The sequence below is a fragment of the Syntrophomonas palmitatica JCM 14374 genome (genome assembly GCF_001311885.1).
GTDB classification, from domain to species: Bacteria; Bacillota; Syntrophomonadia; order Syntrophomonadales; family Syntrophomonadaceae; genus Syntrophomonas_A; species Syntrophomonas_A palmitatica.
The window spans coordinates 42,354-56,868 of record NZ_BBCE01000020.1; the positions used below are offsets into that span (position 1 = coordinate 42,354).

Below are 14,515 nucleotides of genomic sequence, written 5' to 3' on the forward strand. Positions count from 1 at the left end.
TATGGAGGAAGCTTTCAGAAAAGCAGGTTACAAAGTGGAAAAGACGGAACAGAAGTCATCGCAATCTCTGCCGTCCCAGGGGAAGTTTCAGCTGCAGCAAAATTATACCGTTCAGGCTGAACAGGTGATTCTGGATTTAAAGACCGCAATGGGAAGAGATTATCAAAACTTTACCACCAGTAAGATCAGGAATATCCTGGCCAGGGTGAGCGAGATTTATAATGATGTTCTGGCTGAATACAGCGAAACTTTAGATCTGGAAATACAGAGCCGCATTGAATACCTGAAAGTTCGCCTTGTATATGAATGTGGACGCGAACCCAGGGTAATTAAGCCGTTCGTAGATAAAGCCGGATTACTGCAGCTTTTAAACGGAATCGGCGCCAGCCGTCAGAATTTTATTAACTTTGCCCGCTACATGGAAGCTCTGGTAGCCTACCACCGTTTCCATGGAGGCCGCGATTAGACGGGGGGAAGATAAAATGTATGGAAAGATAGTTATCAAATGTAAATTAACACTTCTAACCGGTTTGCATATCGGAGGTTCATCTGCTTTTTCAGCTATAGGAGCGGTGGACAGCCCGGTTGTCAGGGACAGCCTGACCGGTGAACCTATGCTGCCTGGTTCCAGTCTTAAAGGCAAAATGCGCAGCCTGCTGGCCAAAGCCATGAAGAATCATTATCTAACCCAGGAATGTGCTGATGATCCGGATACATTGAAACGCTTATTTGGCTCGGCTGGAGACCAGCGCAGACAAGAAAACCCCAAGCCAGCTCGCCTGCAGTTTGCTGATGCCTTCCTTATCAATGCTGATGTTCTTAAAAAGCGCAGCGGCTTGACCGAAGTGAAATTTGAAAACAACATCTCACGATTAACCGGCGTTGCCAATCCCCGGCAGATTGAAAGAGTGGTTAGGGGTGCGGAATTTGCTGTTAACATGGTTTATGACTTGGAGGAAGCTGGCGAAATCAAGGCCGATTTTGATAATATTGCCCGGGCTTTAAAACTGGTATCGATGGATTACCTGGGCGGACATGGCTCACGCGGTTATGGAAAAGTGGCATTTTCTGATTTTGAGCTGCAGGTAAAAGACGGAGAATGTCCCGAGGATGTCAATCTGCTCTTAACAATGTTAAAGGAAGTGGAGGCCTATGGACTACTTGCTGTACAGGCTTAGATTTTCTACTGCGCTGCATATCGGCAAAGGATCAGGAGGAGCTTCTCTCGATGACGGGCAGATGAATATTCATGCGGACACGCTTTTTTCCGCACTTTGCTGTGAGTGTGCTCCAGGAAATAACCTGACTGAACTGGTTAATTATTTTAATGAAGGAATAATGACCATATCGGATGCCCTGCCTTTTGCAGGAGAGGAGATATTTCTGCCCAAACCGGTTTTATTTATCGGCCATAAAAAGAGGGAGGGAGATGCGGGCCTGAAAAAGCGCCTGAAGGCAATAGAATACATTCCATTGTCTTTGTTTAACGAATACCTGCAAGGCTTACAAAAAGCTATGCCAAATTTGGAAAACCTTCAATATACCTTCGGTCAATTAACAACCATTAGCCGTGTGGCCATAAAGGGTAACAGTCCGCCTTTGCCCTATCATGTGGCTGCCTGGAATTTCGCTCCGGGCTGCGGGCTCTATCTTATATTACGTTATGAAGGGATCAATGCGCGGGAGAGGTTCACGAACCTTTTGGCCAGGCTTGGTATTTCGGGGATAGGCGGCAAACAATCTTCAGGTTGGGGCAAATTCGAGATTAATACCAGTCCGGTACCTGCAGAGTTACTAAAACTATTGGAGGATGATCAAGCGAGGTACCAGATGCTTTTGGGGACCGCTTTGCCCGAAGACGAAGAACTGGAGCGAATTTTAGAAAATGGCTGGCATACTCTGGTCCGGAGAGGCGGATTCATTCGCTCCGCTGCGTATGCCCCCGGACAGATGAAAAAACGCAGCTTGTATATGCTGGGGCCGGGTTCTTGCCTGGCTGAACGGTTCCCCGGGGGTATGTATGATCTCTCCGATCATGGCGCACATCCGGTATGGCGCTGTGGAAAATCACTTTTTGTGGGGGTTAATGTATGAGATACGGACACCTGGAAACCCATCATCTTACCTTGCGTACCCTGGCCCCGGTATTTATCGGTTCCGGCGAACGTCTGCACAAGAAGGAATATATCTTTGATAGCCGCCAAGGCCGCATTTATTTCCCTGATTTTCCTCGTCTGGTAGAATTCTTAAAAAGCCGGGGCTTGCTGGCAAAATATGAGCAGTTTTTGCTCCAGCCACGCCAGAATGATTTTAAAACATTTTTGCATGAAAATGAGGTAGGCGAAAAAGATTATTCAGTATTTGTTAATTACTGCATAGATGCGGGTGAAGCCGCCCGGACTGTAAATTTCCAGGAAGTACTGACTTTTATCAAGGATGGCAGCGGGTATCCTTATATACCTGGTTCCAGCCTCAAAGGCGCCATTCGAACCGCTCTGGCCGCCTGGCTGATGAAGACGGGCAGTTGGGAACGGGAAAAACGAGACATAGAATCAGCCGAAGCACCGCGGCAAATAAGGTATTATCTGTCCAATGAAAACAGCAGGCTGGAGAAGACAGTATTTTGCCGCCTGGGTATACAGGACCCCCGTGACGGGAAACCGGTATCCGGTCCAGTTAATGATTTTATGCAGGCCATTCGCATTAGTGACAGTGCTCCGGTGAATTTTAATTTTCTTACCTTGACCGGAAAATACGACCGCAAACCGGATGGAACCGTTAACCCCCTGCCGATTTTCCGGGAGTGTCTAATCCCCGGAACGGAGGTCAATTTTACTATGACCCTGGACGTAACGATGCTGGCCAGAGTTGGCCTGAATATTGAGAGGATTGAAACCGCCCTGCATGAATTTGCCGATGCACATTATGCCAACTTTGAACAGCACTTTTATGAACTGCCCAATGATGCTGAGGTCTCTGCCAACCGGGGAGTTGACATCATCCTGGGGGGCGGTGCAGGCTACGTTTCCAAAACCTTAACCTATAATCTTTACTCCCGGCACGAACAAGCCTTGCCGCTTGTCTCTAAAATCATGCTGAAACAATTTCCCAAGCATGGTCACCACCGGGATGTTAAAGAACATCATGTCTCACCGCATATTCTTAAGACTACCCTATATAAAGATGAATACTATCAAATGGGCCGTTGTGAACTGGTATTTGACTAAACTGGCCTGTTATGAGGAGTAGAAAATGCTGCAAAAAATTATTATTCAATGTAAATATGAAGGAGATCAACGGGCCAGCTACAACTGGGGTTCGCTTTTTCATGGGTTTTTAATGCGGGTTCTTCCTGCTGAAACAGCGGCTTTACTTCACGAAAGCGTTTTACGTCCTTTTTCCCAGTATGTTCGGCCTCTTGGTACGCAGCAGCTTGCCTGGAACATAGGTCTGTGGGATGCAGATATAGCAGAGTGCATTGTGCAGGCAGTTATGCCGCTTTCACGGATAGAACTGGAGCAAAAAGGAATAATCCTGGAAGTCTGCGGAGTGCAAAGAATAACTCTGACTGAAACAGAATATTTTAACCGATTTTTTATGTGCCAGAATCCCTGCCGCCGTTACGAAATAGAGTTTTTAACGCCGTGTACACACAAACAGAATGGCAACTATGCTTTGTTTCCCAGTTTGGAACTAATAGTCGGCAGCTTGAGCAGGCGTTATAGCGCGTTTGTTCAGGATATATCCCTGGATGATTCGAATGTTATGCAGGAAGCGGCTAATCATATGCGCATTGTAAGGTATTCGCTTCGTTCAGCTGTTTATTACCTGGATAACACCAAAATAACCGGTTATACAGGCAAGATAACCCTGGTGCTAAATGGGCCGGAACAGCTTGCTCGTCTTAGCGGAGCCTTGTTGTCATTTGCTGAATACAGCGGCCTGGGGATTAAGACTGCCCTGGGAATGGGGGGGGTGAGAGTAAACCAGGTATCATAAAATTTTGTGCGTTAGAGATAATTAAACCGCTATGGCTTTAATATGTTATGAATGACCGCCGCCGAGAGCAAAAAGAAGAAAAACGAAGAAAATTGAAGGTATTATACAATGGGGAAATAATAGCCTTGAACAATATGGATAAAAATGGCAAAAACATTTTTAGCGCCGCAAAGTATATTTTTAGAGCTGCTGTCATGAGGGTTTGCGAAGACAGGATTTGAACGGAAGGACCCCTTTAAGGGGACGGAAACACGATTTCGCCTGTATTATTCCGATTCACTAAAACTAATTTGAACGGAAGGACCCCTTTAAGGGGACGGAAACTCTACAAGTTCCCACTTATCGGTTATGGTAACCATTTGAACGGAAGGACCCTTTAAGGGGACGGAAACTTGTTCTGATTCGTCGGTATAAATAACCTTAACATTTGAACGGAAGGACCCTTTAAGGGGACGGAAACTTAAACTGGAAAAACGTTCCTACTGAGGCCCCAGAATTTGAACGGAAGGACCCCTTTAAGGGGACGGAAACACACGCGGCTGCCTTTTGAGGTTTCGCAAATTGCATTTGAACGGAAGGACCCCTTTAAGGGGACGGAAACAGGTCTATCACTTGTCGTCCCTCCCTTCAGCCTTGTATTTGAACGGAAGGACCCCTTTAAGGGGACGGAAACGCTTCAGACAAAAGTTGATTCTCCTTTCATCAAACATTTGAACGGAAGGACCCCTTTAAGGGGACGGAAACCCCTTTAAGGGGACGGAAACTTAAACATGCCGGTGGAGAAAATTTTTTACATAATTTGAACGGAAGGACCCTTTAAGGGGACGGAAACTCTATCTCTTTATTGATGGTGTCTTTTTGTGTATTTGAACGGAAGGACCCCTTTAAGGGGACGGAAACGTTTTTAGATCGAGTAATTCGGATTCAATCTCCCATTTGAACGGAAGGACCCCTTTAAGGGGACGGAAACGCAAAACGCTGAAGCTGTATATTTTTGCTCCAATTCATTTGAACGGAAGGACCCCTTTAAGGGGACGGAAACTTCGTACCACATTTTATTGCGGCAAGTTTCTCCATTTGAACGGAAGGACCCCTTTAAGGGGACGGAAACAACTCGACTTGTCCTTTAATTTCCATGTTTTTATTTGAACGGAAGGACCCCTTTAAGGGGACGGAAACCCGGGGACGGACGCGGCGTTGCTGAGCATCATTATTATTTGAACGGAAGGACCCCTTTAAGGGGACGGAAACCTGCGCTGCCGTCCAAATGATTGAACCAACGGCAAAAGAATTTGAACGGAAGGACCCCTTTAAGGGGACGGAAACCCCCAGTCGCCCTGCCAGGTTCCGTCCCCGATGGGGCGGATTTGAACGGAAGGACCCCTTTAAGGGGACGGAAACTTCCAGACCCGCAGGGTCTAAAGGATTTACTTCATTCCCATTTGAACGGAAGGACCCCTTTAAGGGGACGGAAACTGGACAAGGAGTGTTTATCGACATTATGCCATATGATTTGAACGGAAGGACCCCTTTAAGGGGACGGAAACTTTCCCTTGAAAATTGCTTTCCAGGGAAAAACAATCAAATTTGAACGGAAGGACCCCTTTAAGGGGACGGAAACCCAACATTTCGATATACCAGCCATCCAGTTCGCCATATTTGAACGGAAGGACCCCTTTAAGGGGACGGAAACGTCGCCGGGAACGGCGTCAGTGAACACTATATCGGATTTGAACGGAAGGACCCTTTAAGGGGACGGAAACGGCAGTCTAGTACAGACTCCCCGCGGCCTCCACCTTAATTTGAACGGAAGGACCCCTTTAAGGGGACGGAAACTACTTTTGCAAAATGCGCTTGCAACGTGTTTTTGTTCATTTGAACGGAAGGACCCTTTAAGGGGACGGAAACGCCCTCTGCCTCCACCTTATCGGAGGCCTTTCTGAGCATTTGAACGGAAGGACCCCTTTAAGGGGACGGAAACCTGGTCGCGGCTACTATTTTGCCGTTCTCCACCAGGATTTGAACGGAAGGACCCCTTTAAGGGGACGGAAACCGTATGCCCTGGTAGCCGGTACCACATGCGTCAAAGATTTGAACGGAAGGACCCCTTTAAGGGGACGGAAACATTACCGTTGTCATCGGTATAATCATGCTGGTATACAAGATTTGAACGGAAGGACCCCTTTAAGGGGACGGAAACGCCCATTCTTCGGGCGTTACTGGTTCCAGGCTTACAATTTGAACGGAAGGACCCCTTTAAGGGGACGGAAACAAAAACAACCTGGACCGTAACCGCAGGTGCGGACCTTGCATTTGAACGGAAGGACCCCTTTAAGGGGACGGAAACACTCTCCACCGTCCCGGCATTTGTCGCCGGGAACGGCATTTGAACGGAAGGACCCTTTAAGGGGACGGAAACCGGGGTAACCGGGGACTGGAGAGTAGCGGGTATAAAATATTTGAACGGAAGGACCCCTTTAAGGGGACGGAAAAATCTATTTGGGTTCGGGGGTGTTTTTATCAGCTTTTTATATGTTTATGAACGAGGCGCTAAAATTGGTGTACAGAATAATTGCGTGATTATCGAAAGCGATAATTTAAAACGTACCCTGCCGATAGAAGGCATAGAAAACGTAATAATTTTTGGCGATACCAGCCTGAGCTCTAACTGCGTCAAGCATTTTATGGAACGGGATATCAACCTCACCTGGCTGTCAAACCAGGGACAATTTTATGGACGCTTGGAATCAACGCGCAGTGTAAATATCTATCGCCAAAGGCGGCAATTTGCCTGCGGTGAGGATGAAGAGTTCTGCCTGACCCTGGGAAAGAAGATTATTGGTGCTAAAGTTAAGAACCAAATCACTATACTGAGGCGTTACCAGAGAAACCGGCCGCAAAGTTCAGCTCAAGCCAGTATTGACGCTATGAATAAGCTCCTGCCTATTATAAATAAAGCAGAATGCCGGGAGGAACTGATGGGGTATGAGGGAAATGCGGCCCGGCATTATTACCAGGCCCTGGGGTCGTTGGTGGAACAGGAATTTTCTTTTTCGGGACGCAGTCGACAGCCTCCGCGTGATCCCTTTAATTCCCTTTTGAGTTTTGCTTATACATTATTGATGTATGACGTTTATACAGCTGTAGTGAACCGAGGCTTAAATCCCTATGCCAGTTTCCTGCACAGCATCAGAAACGGACATCCGGCTTTGTGTTCGGATTTGATGGAAGAATGGCGTCCTGTCCTGGCAGATTCATTGGCTCTTTATGTTACCAGCAAGGGTATTATTAAACGCGAGCATTTTGAAAAACCTGCCCAGGAGGGCGGAGTATATTTGGACAAACAGGCTTCCAAAATCTATATTGCAGAATACGAGAAGAAAGTTCGCAGTCGTTCCAATTATATAAATTATGTTGATTATTCGGTTAGCTTCCGGCGGGCGATAGAAATGCAGTGCCAGCGTTTGGCCCATGCAGTTGAAGAAGGTAATCCGGATATATATCAACCGGTGGTGATCAGGTAATGCAAAGCCATAATCGCATATTTATTTTTGACGAGTTTATTGCGGAAGAGAGGCGAAAATACTTGGTGGTAATTATTTATGATATTGTTGATAACCGCCGCCGCGCAGCCTTTGCCAAGTATTTACAGGGGTTTGGGATCAGAGTGCAAAAATCGGCTTTTGAATGTATCCTGCCCCAGTCCAAATATGATAAGTTGGTAAAAGGAATACCCGGGTTGATAGCACCCGAAGATCAGGTAAGGGTTTACAAGCTGACCAGCAATGCTGACATAAAATACTGGGGGTCAGTAGAGTTGCTGGAAGAGGAAGAAGTTGTAATTATTTGATTGAAACAACCTTTGGCGTGTTGTTTGGAGGGAATAAATTGTCTAAGGTCTTATTCAGTACCCTGGGGATGACCGACCCTATTAAAAATGATTATGATGGGCCATTGCTGCATATTATGCGACACTATAAACCGGATAAGGTTTATCTGTTTATGACTCGGCGGGTTTGTGAACTGGCGGATCAGGATGATCGCTACCAGGTGCATGCCGCACGGCTTTGCGAACGAGAAGGTTTCGCCTGTGAATTTATCGAATTGCGCTATGCTGATATAGATAATCCACAAGAATTTGACCTTTTTCATCCTATTTTTGAAAAAGAATTGGTCAATATACATAATGAAAATCCCGGCAGTGAAATTATAATTAACCTATCTTCCGGGACGCCACAGATGAAGTCAGCCTGCCAGTTATTGGCTTTGACCGCTCCTTTTCCAGTTATGCCTGTTCAGGTTACAACGCCAAATGAAAGTGAAAATTACGGGTCACCAAACTATGATGTAGAATTGACCTGGAATAATAATCTGGATAACCACCCGGAGATGGAGCCCCGGGACAGAACCCGTCTAGTGCAATCAATTAACCTGCGGTTCCTGTTTTTACGGGAAGCTGCCATTAGCAATATTGAAGCATATAACTATACTGCGGCCTTAAATATTCTCGCAGGAGTAAAGGATTTTATATCCCCTGATGTTATATGTTTATTAAAGGCGGCCCAATACCGCAAGAACATGGATCTTACCCAGGCGGAAAAGGAAAGCAGACGGGTCAAATATGATTTATTTCCGATTAAATCCGGAGATGGCAAGGAACTGTTTGAATATTTGCTTTTATTAAGTTTGCAGCAACGGTCTGGACAGCTGATGGATTTTGTGCGCGGTATTTCACCGGCATTGAGCAAACTCTTTGAGTTGTTTTTGCAGGAAAAATGCCAGAGACATATTAAGAGGGACTATTGTGAGGAAAAACAGCGGGGTTCTGGGCATTGGAAAATGAAAAGGTCTAAATTGGAAAAGATGGATCCTAATCTGTTGGCTTACTTTGATTTGAGATTTCCAACAGGTTTTAAGGATAGCGACTTATCTTTTTCCGCACTGTTACCTATTATTGAGTTTGATTGCAATCCCCAGGGTTCATTTCCAAATGAAGCAGTATTGAAAAAAGCTCAGGATATGCGCGTTGTTGAGGAAAGCATCAGGAACAAAGCGGCGCATAATATTATTGCGGTAAAAGAAGAACAGTTTGCCAGGGAAGCTGGAATCTCCAGTGATAAATTAATAAGAGATATGCAATGGCTGTATAAATATATTTATCCTCATTATTTTACGGCCAATATTGATCCGTGGGAAAGTTATACCAAGATGAATAATGAAATTATTGCCCGACTTAAAACTTGAGCAAACCGAGATAAGAAAACGGACGAACCAAAAGAATTTTAATCAAAATAATGTATTAAGGGACGCGACCTTGCCCGGAGGAAGGTTGGTCCCTTTTTATTAATCCGCTTCAATCACAGGTTTTTGTGTTACGGTTTATAAATTCTATTTTATGTCCAAGTTGTTTATCACCAGACCGGTTATGAGCTTGGGATAAAAATAGGTAGATTTCTGGGGCATTTTATCCCTGGCACTGGCTACGTCTACGATTTCCTGCACCCGGGTGGGATTTATGAGCAGACCTATCTGGTAGGATTTGTTATCTACCTGTTCGACTACCCATTCTTCGCTGCGGCTGTAGGCCAGGTTTTCCTGATTGCGGCGTTCCTGTTCGCCGATGCCCAGTATCTGATCAAGGATGAGGTTATCCAGTAAAGCTACATCGAGATTCTTCCAGGCGTCTGATTTTTCCGCTGGCAGACAGGCGGACGCCTGGGGAAAATCTTTGAGTGTGAGCAGGTAAAGTTCCTGAGAGGCATAGAGGCCAAAGACGTGTTCCTTTTCACCCTTTGAAGCCATTTCCTCTATTAATGCGGGCAGATTATCCTTATTCCCCCGTTTTTCTATCCTAAAGAGATTTTCCAACTGCTGCAGGAAACTGCTCATCTTAAAATCTTTTAATTTACCGGCTACCCGGTGGGTTGGCAGAACTACCAGCCCTTCATCGAAAAGATTGACCAGGGTTGCCATAACGTAATCATAACCTGTAAGTCCCTGTTCTTTCATTTCCTCGGCATAACCCAGGGCGGTTTCGTAACGGTGATGGCCGTCGGCGATAAATATTTTTTTATCTGCCATAGTCTTGACTATTTTATCAATGATTTTCTGATCGTTTACCACCCAGATGCGATGGAATTCACCAGCTTCATCCTCAATGCTTATATCCGCGGGTTTTTCCTGGCTGTATTTAATAAGGCTGTTATCAATAACTTTCTTAGGATCGGAATAAAGTCCAAATATGGAACTAAAATTGGCATGGGTACTTCTCATTAAATGCAGACGGTCAGCTTTTGGCTTGGACAGGGTTTCTTCGTGAGGCAGGATATTGCCGTTTTCATAAGGTTCTACTTTTAAGCCGCAGAGCAAACCATTGCGAATTAGCCGTTTGCCTTTGATCGTAAATTCCTGCTGATAAAGATAAAGAACAGGGCTGTCTTCAGCGATCAGAGTCTGGTCTTCCATCCATTTGTGCAGATACTGTGCGGCCCGCGTATAGCGGTTGTTGCAGGCTGTATCCTGGGGAAAGATAAGTCCTAGTTCGAGACGAATAATGTTGACCGGATCTTCCGCATAATACCTGGCCTGGGCGGCTTCGTCAATGATGTCATAGGGAGGGGTCACCACTGAACTTAGTTTTTTTACTTTTTCCTGGTTGTAACGCAGCCCGCGAAAGGGAACAATGGTAGCCATATATAACGTTAATCCTCCTTGCCCAATTTCCTTTACACGCCTAAATTTTAGACTATAGCCTGTCTTATTGCAACTTTTTTCCCTGTCAGAGGTCTTTGATTCAGCATGCACATCTTAATGCAGCACCTCATAACACTTACTTTCTTGATTTATTGCCTGGCTAGTGATTTAATGAAATACTAAGGAATATTGCGGGGAGTCCTGATAATGTTGCTCGATTATCATATCCATGCGGCGGCCCATGGTGAATATAGATATGATTATGAATGGCTGAAATCATTTCTGGATACGGCTCGCCGGCAAGGGATAAAAGAAGTCGGATTTGCGGAACATGATGAGTTTGTTCAGCTTATTGATGCTAAGGTTTTGGCCGGGCTGCGCGGGGAATACGATGATGTTCGCATAAGATTAGGTCTGGAAGTTGATTTTATTCCCGGCCGGGAGCCGGAAATCGCGGCTTTAAGAAACAAATACGATTGGGATTATTTTATAGGTTCTATTCATTTTATTGACGGCTGGGGTTTTGATCACCCGGATTATGGTTATTTATTTGAAAAAAAGGATTATGATCAGGTTTATGAAGAATATTTTAGTCTTGTAAATAGGATGGCATTAAGCGGCTTATTCGACGTGGTTGGTCACCTAGACCTTATTAAAATATGGGGCCACCGGCCTTGGCGGCAGAGTACCCTCGCATATGCCAAGCCGGTTTTACACAGTATTAAAGGCGCCGATGGTAATAGAAATAAATAGTGCCGGACTGCGTAAACCGGTGCGTGAGATCTATCCCGCTCAAGAACTTTTGGAGGTTATGTTTTCCTTGAATATACCTATTACCCTGGGTTCGGATGCTCATCACCCTGAACAGCTGGGCGAAGGCCTGGCAGATGTGGTGAGATCAGCGCGGCAGGCGGGCTATAGAAAAGTGGCGGTCCTGGCAGGACGCAAACAAAGCCTGGTATCGATAGACTAACCCAACATGGCCGCAGGTTACAAACATAAGAGCATAACACATAAGGAATTGAAAAACCTAAAAATCTGCTATTGTTTAGTATTAATTAGCGGCTGTTTCATATTAATCAGCTAAGGAGAATTGTGGAATTGGAAAACCTGGCGATTTTGATTGTAAGTCTGGGCCTTATCCTGGTTGGGGCCGAATTGTTTGTTAATGGGATTGAATGGCTGGGGAAGAAGTGGAACCTGTCTGAAGGTGCGGTGGGCAGTGTGCTGGCAGCGGTTGGCACTGCTTTGCCTGAAACCCTAATTCCCATAATAGCCATAGTGTTCGGCGCCGGCAAAGCTGGCCATGAAATAGGCATTGGAGCTATTCTGGGCGCTCCTCTCATGCTCTCTACCCTGGCTATGTTTGTAACCGGTGTGGCGGTGGTGGCGTTTCGGCGGCGGCGTTCCCGGGGAGCAAAATGGTAGCTGATTACTCTACCATGTCACGAGACCTGGGATTTTTTATTGTGGTTTTCTCAGCCGCAATACTGGCGGGGTTTATTCCTCCCTTTTTCCGCTCTATCCAGCTGGCAATAGCAGCCATAATGCTGACTTCATACTTTCTGTATGTCCATACCATGCTGAATGAAGAACGCGACATTGAAAGCGACTCGGAAATGGCCCCATTATATTTGGCGCGCAAGTCGCAAAATCCTCCTGTGCTGGTGATACTGCTGCAGGTGGCTGGTGCTCTGGCGGTAATAATATTCAGTGCCAAGTTGTTTGTGGTGGAGGTGGAAGCCCTGGCGATCGTATATGCGGTACCGGCTTTTGTTCTGTCTTTAATTATCGCCCCCATAGCCACTGAACTGCCGGAGAAATTCAACAGTGTTATCTGGGTGTCAAGGGAGAAGGATACCCTGGCCCTGGGGAATATCACCGGAGCTATGGTTTTTCAAAGCTCTGTCATTCCGGCCCTGGGGATATTTCTTACCGATTGGCAGCTTACCTCCGGAGCCTGTATTCGGCAGCCCTGGCCCTGATTTCATCTCTGGTTATCTACTTGGAACTGCGAACCCGCAAACATATCAGCGCGCCTATTTTAATGGCGGGAGGTTTATTCTATGTCCTGTTCCTCACGGGTGTGTTTGCGGGAATAATTAAGTAGTATTGAGTAAAATATCGGGGGGATATCTGTGAATATAGAAAAGAGAATTGAGGAACTGGGTATTTTTATTCCAGCCGCCAGCAAACCGGTGGCAGCCTATGTGCCAGGGGTTGTTGCAGGAGATTTGCTCTTCATATCCGGGCAGCTGCCGGTATTTAATGGGAAATTGCTGTATTCTGGACGTGCAGGTCAGGACCTGAGTTTGGAAGATGGTCAGGCGGCAGCCCGTACCGCGGTTATAAACTGCCTGGCGGTTTTAAAGGATCAGATTGAAAGCTGGGATAATCTGGTGCGGGTTATTAAAATAACGGGTTTTGTACAGAGTGCGGATAGTTTTCATGAGCAGCACCTGATAATAAACGGGGCTTCACAATTACTGCTGGATATCTTTGGGGATCGCGGCAGACATAGCCGGGCGGCGGTAGGCGTCAATGCCTTGCCCTTAAATGCCGCCTGCGAAATAGAAATGATATGCCAAATTAAACGATAAAGGAGAATAAATAGATGACTGCAGCTGATCCATATGATAAAGCTCACGAACTGGCCCAGGCTATCATGAACAGTGACATTTACCGCAACTACCTGAATGCCAAGGAAGATGTAGAAAAAAACTTGGAAATCATGCGGAAAATACTTGTCCTGCGTGAGCACCAGATGGAAATCAACCGGGCCCAGGTTATGGGACAGAGCCTGCCGGAAAACAAACTGCGCGATGTAGCTATTGAACACGCGCAGTTATGCAAAGAACCTGGCGTGGCCGATTTTTTTGAAGCTGAAAGGGCCTTCATAAAGTTATATAATGATTTGATGGAAATAATTCACGAATCAGTCGGGCGCGCACTACAGGATTAATTCCTTTTTTCCCGGTGCTTCCGATTGCGTTCTATAGCCCAGCTCCAGTATTTGTTGGCTAAATCTATGTACGTTTGCTGGTCGGGGATAATCTCTTGTTGGATGTTTGTTATGGTTTTTTTATCAATTGAACCGTTGCGAACCAGCTCTCTCCCTGCCTGTTCTGCAGATGCCAGGACTTCGGCCACCCTTTCCTTCAGCTGGGGAGCGCTCATAAACTCGGATTCAGGCCGGTATATTTCAGCTATTATTTTAATCAGACCGCGCCTCTCCATGAAATGCAGCCAATCGGACATAGGCTGGAAATGGTCTGACTCATAAAAACCGGCTACGGACATGAAAACAATATGGCGAGACTTCCCGCGCAGGGGATGACTGCAAAGGTCATCCTTTTTTATTATGAAAGGTTCAGCCATGGGGATGCTGCGGTCCAGGAAGTTCTTGAACATAGCTGTGGGACCAAAGAAATATAGCGGTGTAGCCCATATCTCCAAATCGGCTTCTCTCACCGCGGTCAGAACGTCTTTCATATCATCTCTGAACGCACATTCGCCCGGGCTTTTTGTCCAGCAAGCGTAGCAGCCCGTACACATTTTGATATCTTTCTCACGCAGATTAATCAGTTCAACCGCGGCGCCTTCCTGTCTGCACCCTGATATGAAAGATTCCAGCATCATGGCGGTCTTGGATACCTTATCCTTTCTGGGGCTTCCGTTTACTGCTATAATCCGCAAAATATTTCCTCCTTAAAAATTACTGATAAATATATTTGGATATTCGACTATTGTGCCGGATATCCTTCTCATAGCCGATCTAAAAAATGCCATACCGGTCATATTTCTGATGCTATAAATTGGGTGA

Annotated in this window: 17 protein-coding genes and 2 CRISPR repeat arrays; of the genes, 15 read left to right on the top strand and 2 right to left on the bottom strand. The window is 45.9% G+C overall.

Annotated features, from left to right (window positions below):
* The first annotated feature begins 1 nt into the window (after position 1).
* The 9 genes from csm2 (at position 2) to csm6 (ending at position 9,243) form a co-directional block, all read left to right on the top strand.
* Complete coding sequence (csm2, locus tag JCM14374_RS11200; RefSeq protein WP_083454065.1) at positions 2 to 466, top strand: type III-A CRISPR-associated protein Csm2; 465 nt, start codon at positions 2 to 4, stop codon at positions 464 to 466.
* A 16-nt stretch (positions 467 to 482) separates the two neighbouring features.
* Positions 483 to 1,178: a type III-A CRISPR-associated RAMP protein Csm3 gene (csm3, locus tag JCM14374_RS11205; RefSeq protein ID WP_054697319.1), complete on the top strand. Its 696-nt coding sequence runs from the start codon at positions 483 to 485 to the stop codon at positions 1,176 to 1,178.
* On the top strand, positions 1,153 to 2,094 hold the full coding sequence (gene csm4, locus JCM14374_RS11210) for a type III-A CRISPR-associated RAMP protein Csm4 (RefSeq protein WP_083454061.1): 942 nt from the start codon (positions 1,153 to 1,155) through the stop codon (positions 2,092 to 2,094). The genes csm3 and csm4 overlap by 26 nt, the downstream gene beginning before the upstream one ends.
* A complete protein-coding gene (gene csm5, locus JCM14374_RS11215) occupies positions 2,091 to 3,227 on the top strand; it encodes a type III-A CRISPR-associated RAMP protein Csm5 (RefSeq protein ID WP_054697324.1) in 1,137 nt (378 codons plus the stop codon). The genes csm4 and csm5 overlap by 4 nt, the downstream gene beginning before the upstream one ends.
* A 25-nt stretch (positions 3,228 to 3,252) precedes the next feature.
* Complete coding sequence (gene cas6 / locus JCM14374_RS11220) at positions 3,253 to 3,999, top strand: CRISPR system precrRNA processing endoribonuclease RAMP protein Cas6 (RefSeq protein ID WP_054697327.1); 747 nt, start codon at positions 3,253 to 3,255, stop codon at positions 3,997 to 3,999.
* A 47-nt stretch (positions 4,000 to 4,046) separates the two neighbouring features.
* Positions 4,047 to 4,220, top strand: coding sequence for a hypothetical protein (locus tag JCM14374_RS15985; RefSeq protein WP_439646076.1), 174 nt, complete (start codon positions 4,047 to 4,049; stop codon positions 4,218 to 4,220).
* A 643-nt stretch (positions 4,221 to 4,863) separates the two neighbouring features.
* Positions 4,864 to 5,693: direct repeats of the CRISPR family, unit length 36 nt; unit sequence ATTTGAACGGAAGGACCCCTTTAAGGGGACGGAAAC.
* 251 nt (positions 5,694 to 5,944) lie between these two features.
* A CRISPR array of direct repeats spans positions 5,945 to 6,346; the repeat unit is 36 nt; unit sequence ATTTGAACGGAAGGACCCCTTTAAGGGGACGGAAAC.
* 112 nt (positions 6,347 to 6,458) lie between these two features.
* Positions 6,459 to 7,523, top strand: a complete 1,065-nt coding sequence (cas1, locus tag JCM14374_RS11225; protein ID WP_439646077.1) for a CRISPR-associated endonuclease Cas1 — start codon at positions 6,459 to 6,461, stop codon at positions 7,521 to 7,523.
* The gene (cas2, locus tag JCM14374_RS11230) at positions 7,523 to 7,849 is read left to right on the top strand and encodes a CRISPR-associated endonuclease Cas2 (RefSeq protein WP_054697330.1); all 327 of its coding nucleotides are present in this window, start codon (positions 7,523 to 7,525) and stop codon (positions 7,847 to 7,849) included. The genes cas1 and cas2 overlap by 1 nt, the downstream gene beginning before the upstream one ends.
* Before the next feature lie 38 nt (positions 7,850 to 7,887).
* Positions 7,888 to 9,243 (top strand): type III-A CRISPR-associated CARF protein Csm6, encoded by a 1,356-nt coding sequence (gene csm6, locus JCM14374_RS11235; RefSeq protein WP_054697331.1) that lies wholly within the window; start codon positions 7,888 to 7,890, stop codon positions 9,241 to 9,243.
* A gap of 144 nt (positions 9,244 to 9,387) precedes the next feature.
* Here csm6 and JCM14374_RS11240 read toward each other — a convergent pair whose 3' ends face one another.
* Positions 9,388 to 10,692 (bottom strand): DUF1015 domain-containing protein, encoded by a 1,305-nt coding sequence (locus JCM14374_RS11240; protein ID WP_054697333.1) that lies wholly within the window; start codon positions 10,690 to 10,692, stop codon positions 9,388 to 9,390.
* 207 nt (positions 10,693 to 10,899) lie between these two features.
* Between JCM14374_RS11240 and JCM14374_RS11245 the strand changes: the two genes are divergently transcribed.
* The 6 genes from JCM14374_RS11245 (at position 10,900) to JCM14374_RS11265 (ending at position 13,654) form a co-directional block, all read left to right on the top strand.
* Positions 10,900 to 11,445 (top strand): PHP domain-containing protein, encoded by a 546-nt coding sequence (locus tag JCM14374_RS11245; RefSeq protein WP_054697336.1) that lies wholly within the window; start codon positions 10,900 to 10,902, stop codon positions 11,443 to 11,445.
* Positions 11,426 to 11,665 (top strand): PHP-associated domain-containing protein, encoded by a 240-nt coding sequence (locus tag JCM14374_RS14920; protein ID WP_054697340.1) that lies wholly within the window; start codon positions 11,426 to 11,428, stop codon positions 11,663 to 11,665. Before JCM14374_RS11245 ends, JCM14374_RS14920 begins: the two co-directional genes overlap by 20 nt.
* Before the next feature lie 128 nt (positions 11,666 to 11,793).
* A complete protein-coding gene (locus tag JCM14374_RS15845) occupies positions 11,794 to 12,120 on the top strand; it encodes a calcium:cation antiporter family protein (protein ID WP_369397365.1) in 327 nt (108 codons plus the stop codon).
* Complete coding sequence (locus JCM14374_RS15850) at positions 12,114 to 12,677, top strand: sodium:calcium antiporter (RefSeq protein WP_369397366.1); 564 nt, start codon at positions 12,114 to 12,116, stop codon at positions 12,675 to 12,677. Before JCM14374_RS15845 ends, JCM14374_RS15850 begins: the two co-directional genes overlap by 7 nt.
* Positions 12,678 to 12,830: 153 nt before the next feature.
* Entirely contained in the window at positions 12,831 to 13,292 is a 462-nt protein-coding gene (locus tag JCM14374_RS11260) for a RidA family protein (RefSeq protein WP_054697343.1), read from the top strand.
* A 14-nt stretch (positions 13,293 to 13,306) separates the two neighbouring features.
* Positions 13,307 to 13,654 (top strand): YlbF/YmcA family competence regulator, encoded by a 348-nt coding sequence (locus tag JCM14374_RS11265; RefSeq protein ID WP_054697346.1) that lies wholly within the window; start codon positions 13,307 to 13,309, stop codon positions 13,652 to 13,654.
* On the opposite strand, the gene JCM14374_RS11270 is transcribed toward JCM14374_RS11265, so the two are convergent.
* Positions 13,651 to 14,388, bottom strand: a complete 738-nt coding sequence (locus JCM14374_RS11270; protein ID WP_054697350.1) for a flavodoxin family protein — start codon at positions 14,386 to 14,388, stop codon at positions 13,651 to 13,653. The two genes, JCM14374_RS11265 and JCM14374_RS11270, sit on opposite strands and share 4 nt — an antisense overlap.
* Positions 14,389 to 14,515: the final 127 nt, after the last annotated feature.

What these genes read in the sequence shown, in the direction of transcription:
- csm2 (WP_083454065.1), top strand. Translation starts at nt 2, where the DNA reads ATGGAGGAAGCTTTCAGAAAAGCAGGTTACAAAGTGGAAAAGACGGAA.
- csm3 (WP_054697319.1), top strand. Translation starts at nt 483, where the DNA reads ATGTATGGAAAGATAGTTATCAAATGTAAATTAACACTTCTAACCGGT.
- csm4 (WP_083454061.1), top strand. Translation starts at nt 1,153, where the DNA reads ATGGACTACTTGCTGTACAGGCTTAGATTTTCTACTGCGCTGCATATC.
- csm5 (WP_054697324.1), top strand. Translation starts at nt 2,091, where the DNA reads ATGAGATACGGACACCTGGAAACCCATCATCTTACCTTGCGTACCCTG.
- cas6 (WP_054697327.1), top strand. Translation starts at nt 3,253, where the DNA reads ATGCTGCAAAAAATTATTATTCAATGTAAATATGAAGGAGATCAACGG.
- JCM14374_RS15985 (WP_439646076.1), top strand. Translation starts at nt 4,047, where the DNA reads ATGAATGACCGCCGCCGAGAGCAAAAAGAAGAAAAACGAAGAAAATTG.
- cas2 (WP_054697330.1), top strand. Translation starts at nt 7,523, where the DNA reads ATGCAAAGCCATAATCGCATATTTATTTTTGACGAGTTTATTGCGGAA.
- JCM14374_RS11240 (WP_054697333.1), bottom strand. Translation starts at nt 10,692, where the DNA reads ATGGCTACCATTGTTCCCTTTCGCGGGCTGCGTTACAACCAGGAAAAA.
- JCM14374_RS11245 (WP_054697336.1), top strand. Translation starts at nt 10,900, where the DNA reads ATGTTGCTCGATTATCATATCCATGCGGCGGCCCATGGTGAATATAGA.
- JCM14374_RS14920 (WP_054697340.1), top strand. Translation starts at nt 11,426, where the DNA reads ATGGTAATAGAAATAAATAGTGCCGGACTGCGTAAACCGGTGCGTGAG.
- JCM14374_RS15850 (WP_369397366.1), top strand. Translation starts at nt 12,114, where the DNA reads ATGGTAGCTGATTACTCTACCATGTCACGAGACCTGGGATTTTTTATT.
- JCM14374_RS11265 (WP_054697346.1), top strand. Translation starts at nt 13,307, where the DNA reads ATGACTGCAGCTGATCCATATGATAAAGCTCACGAACTGGCCCAGGCT.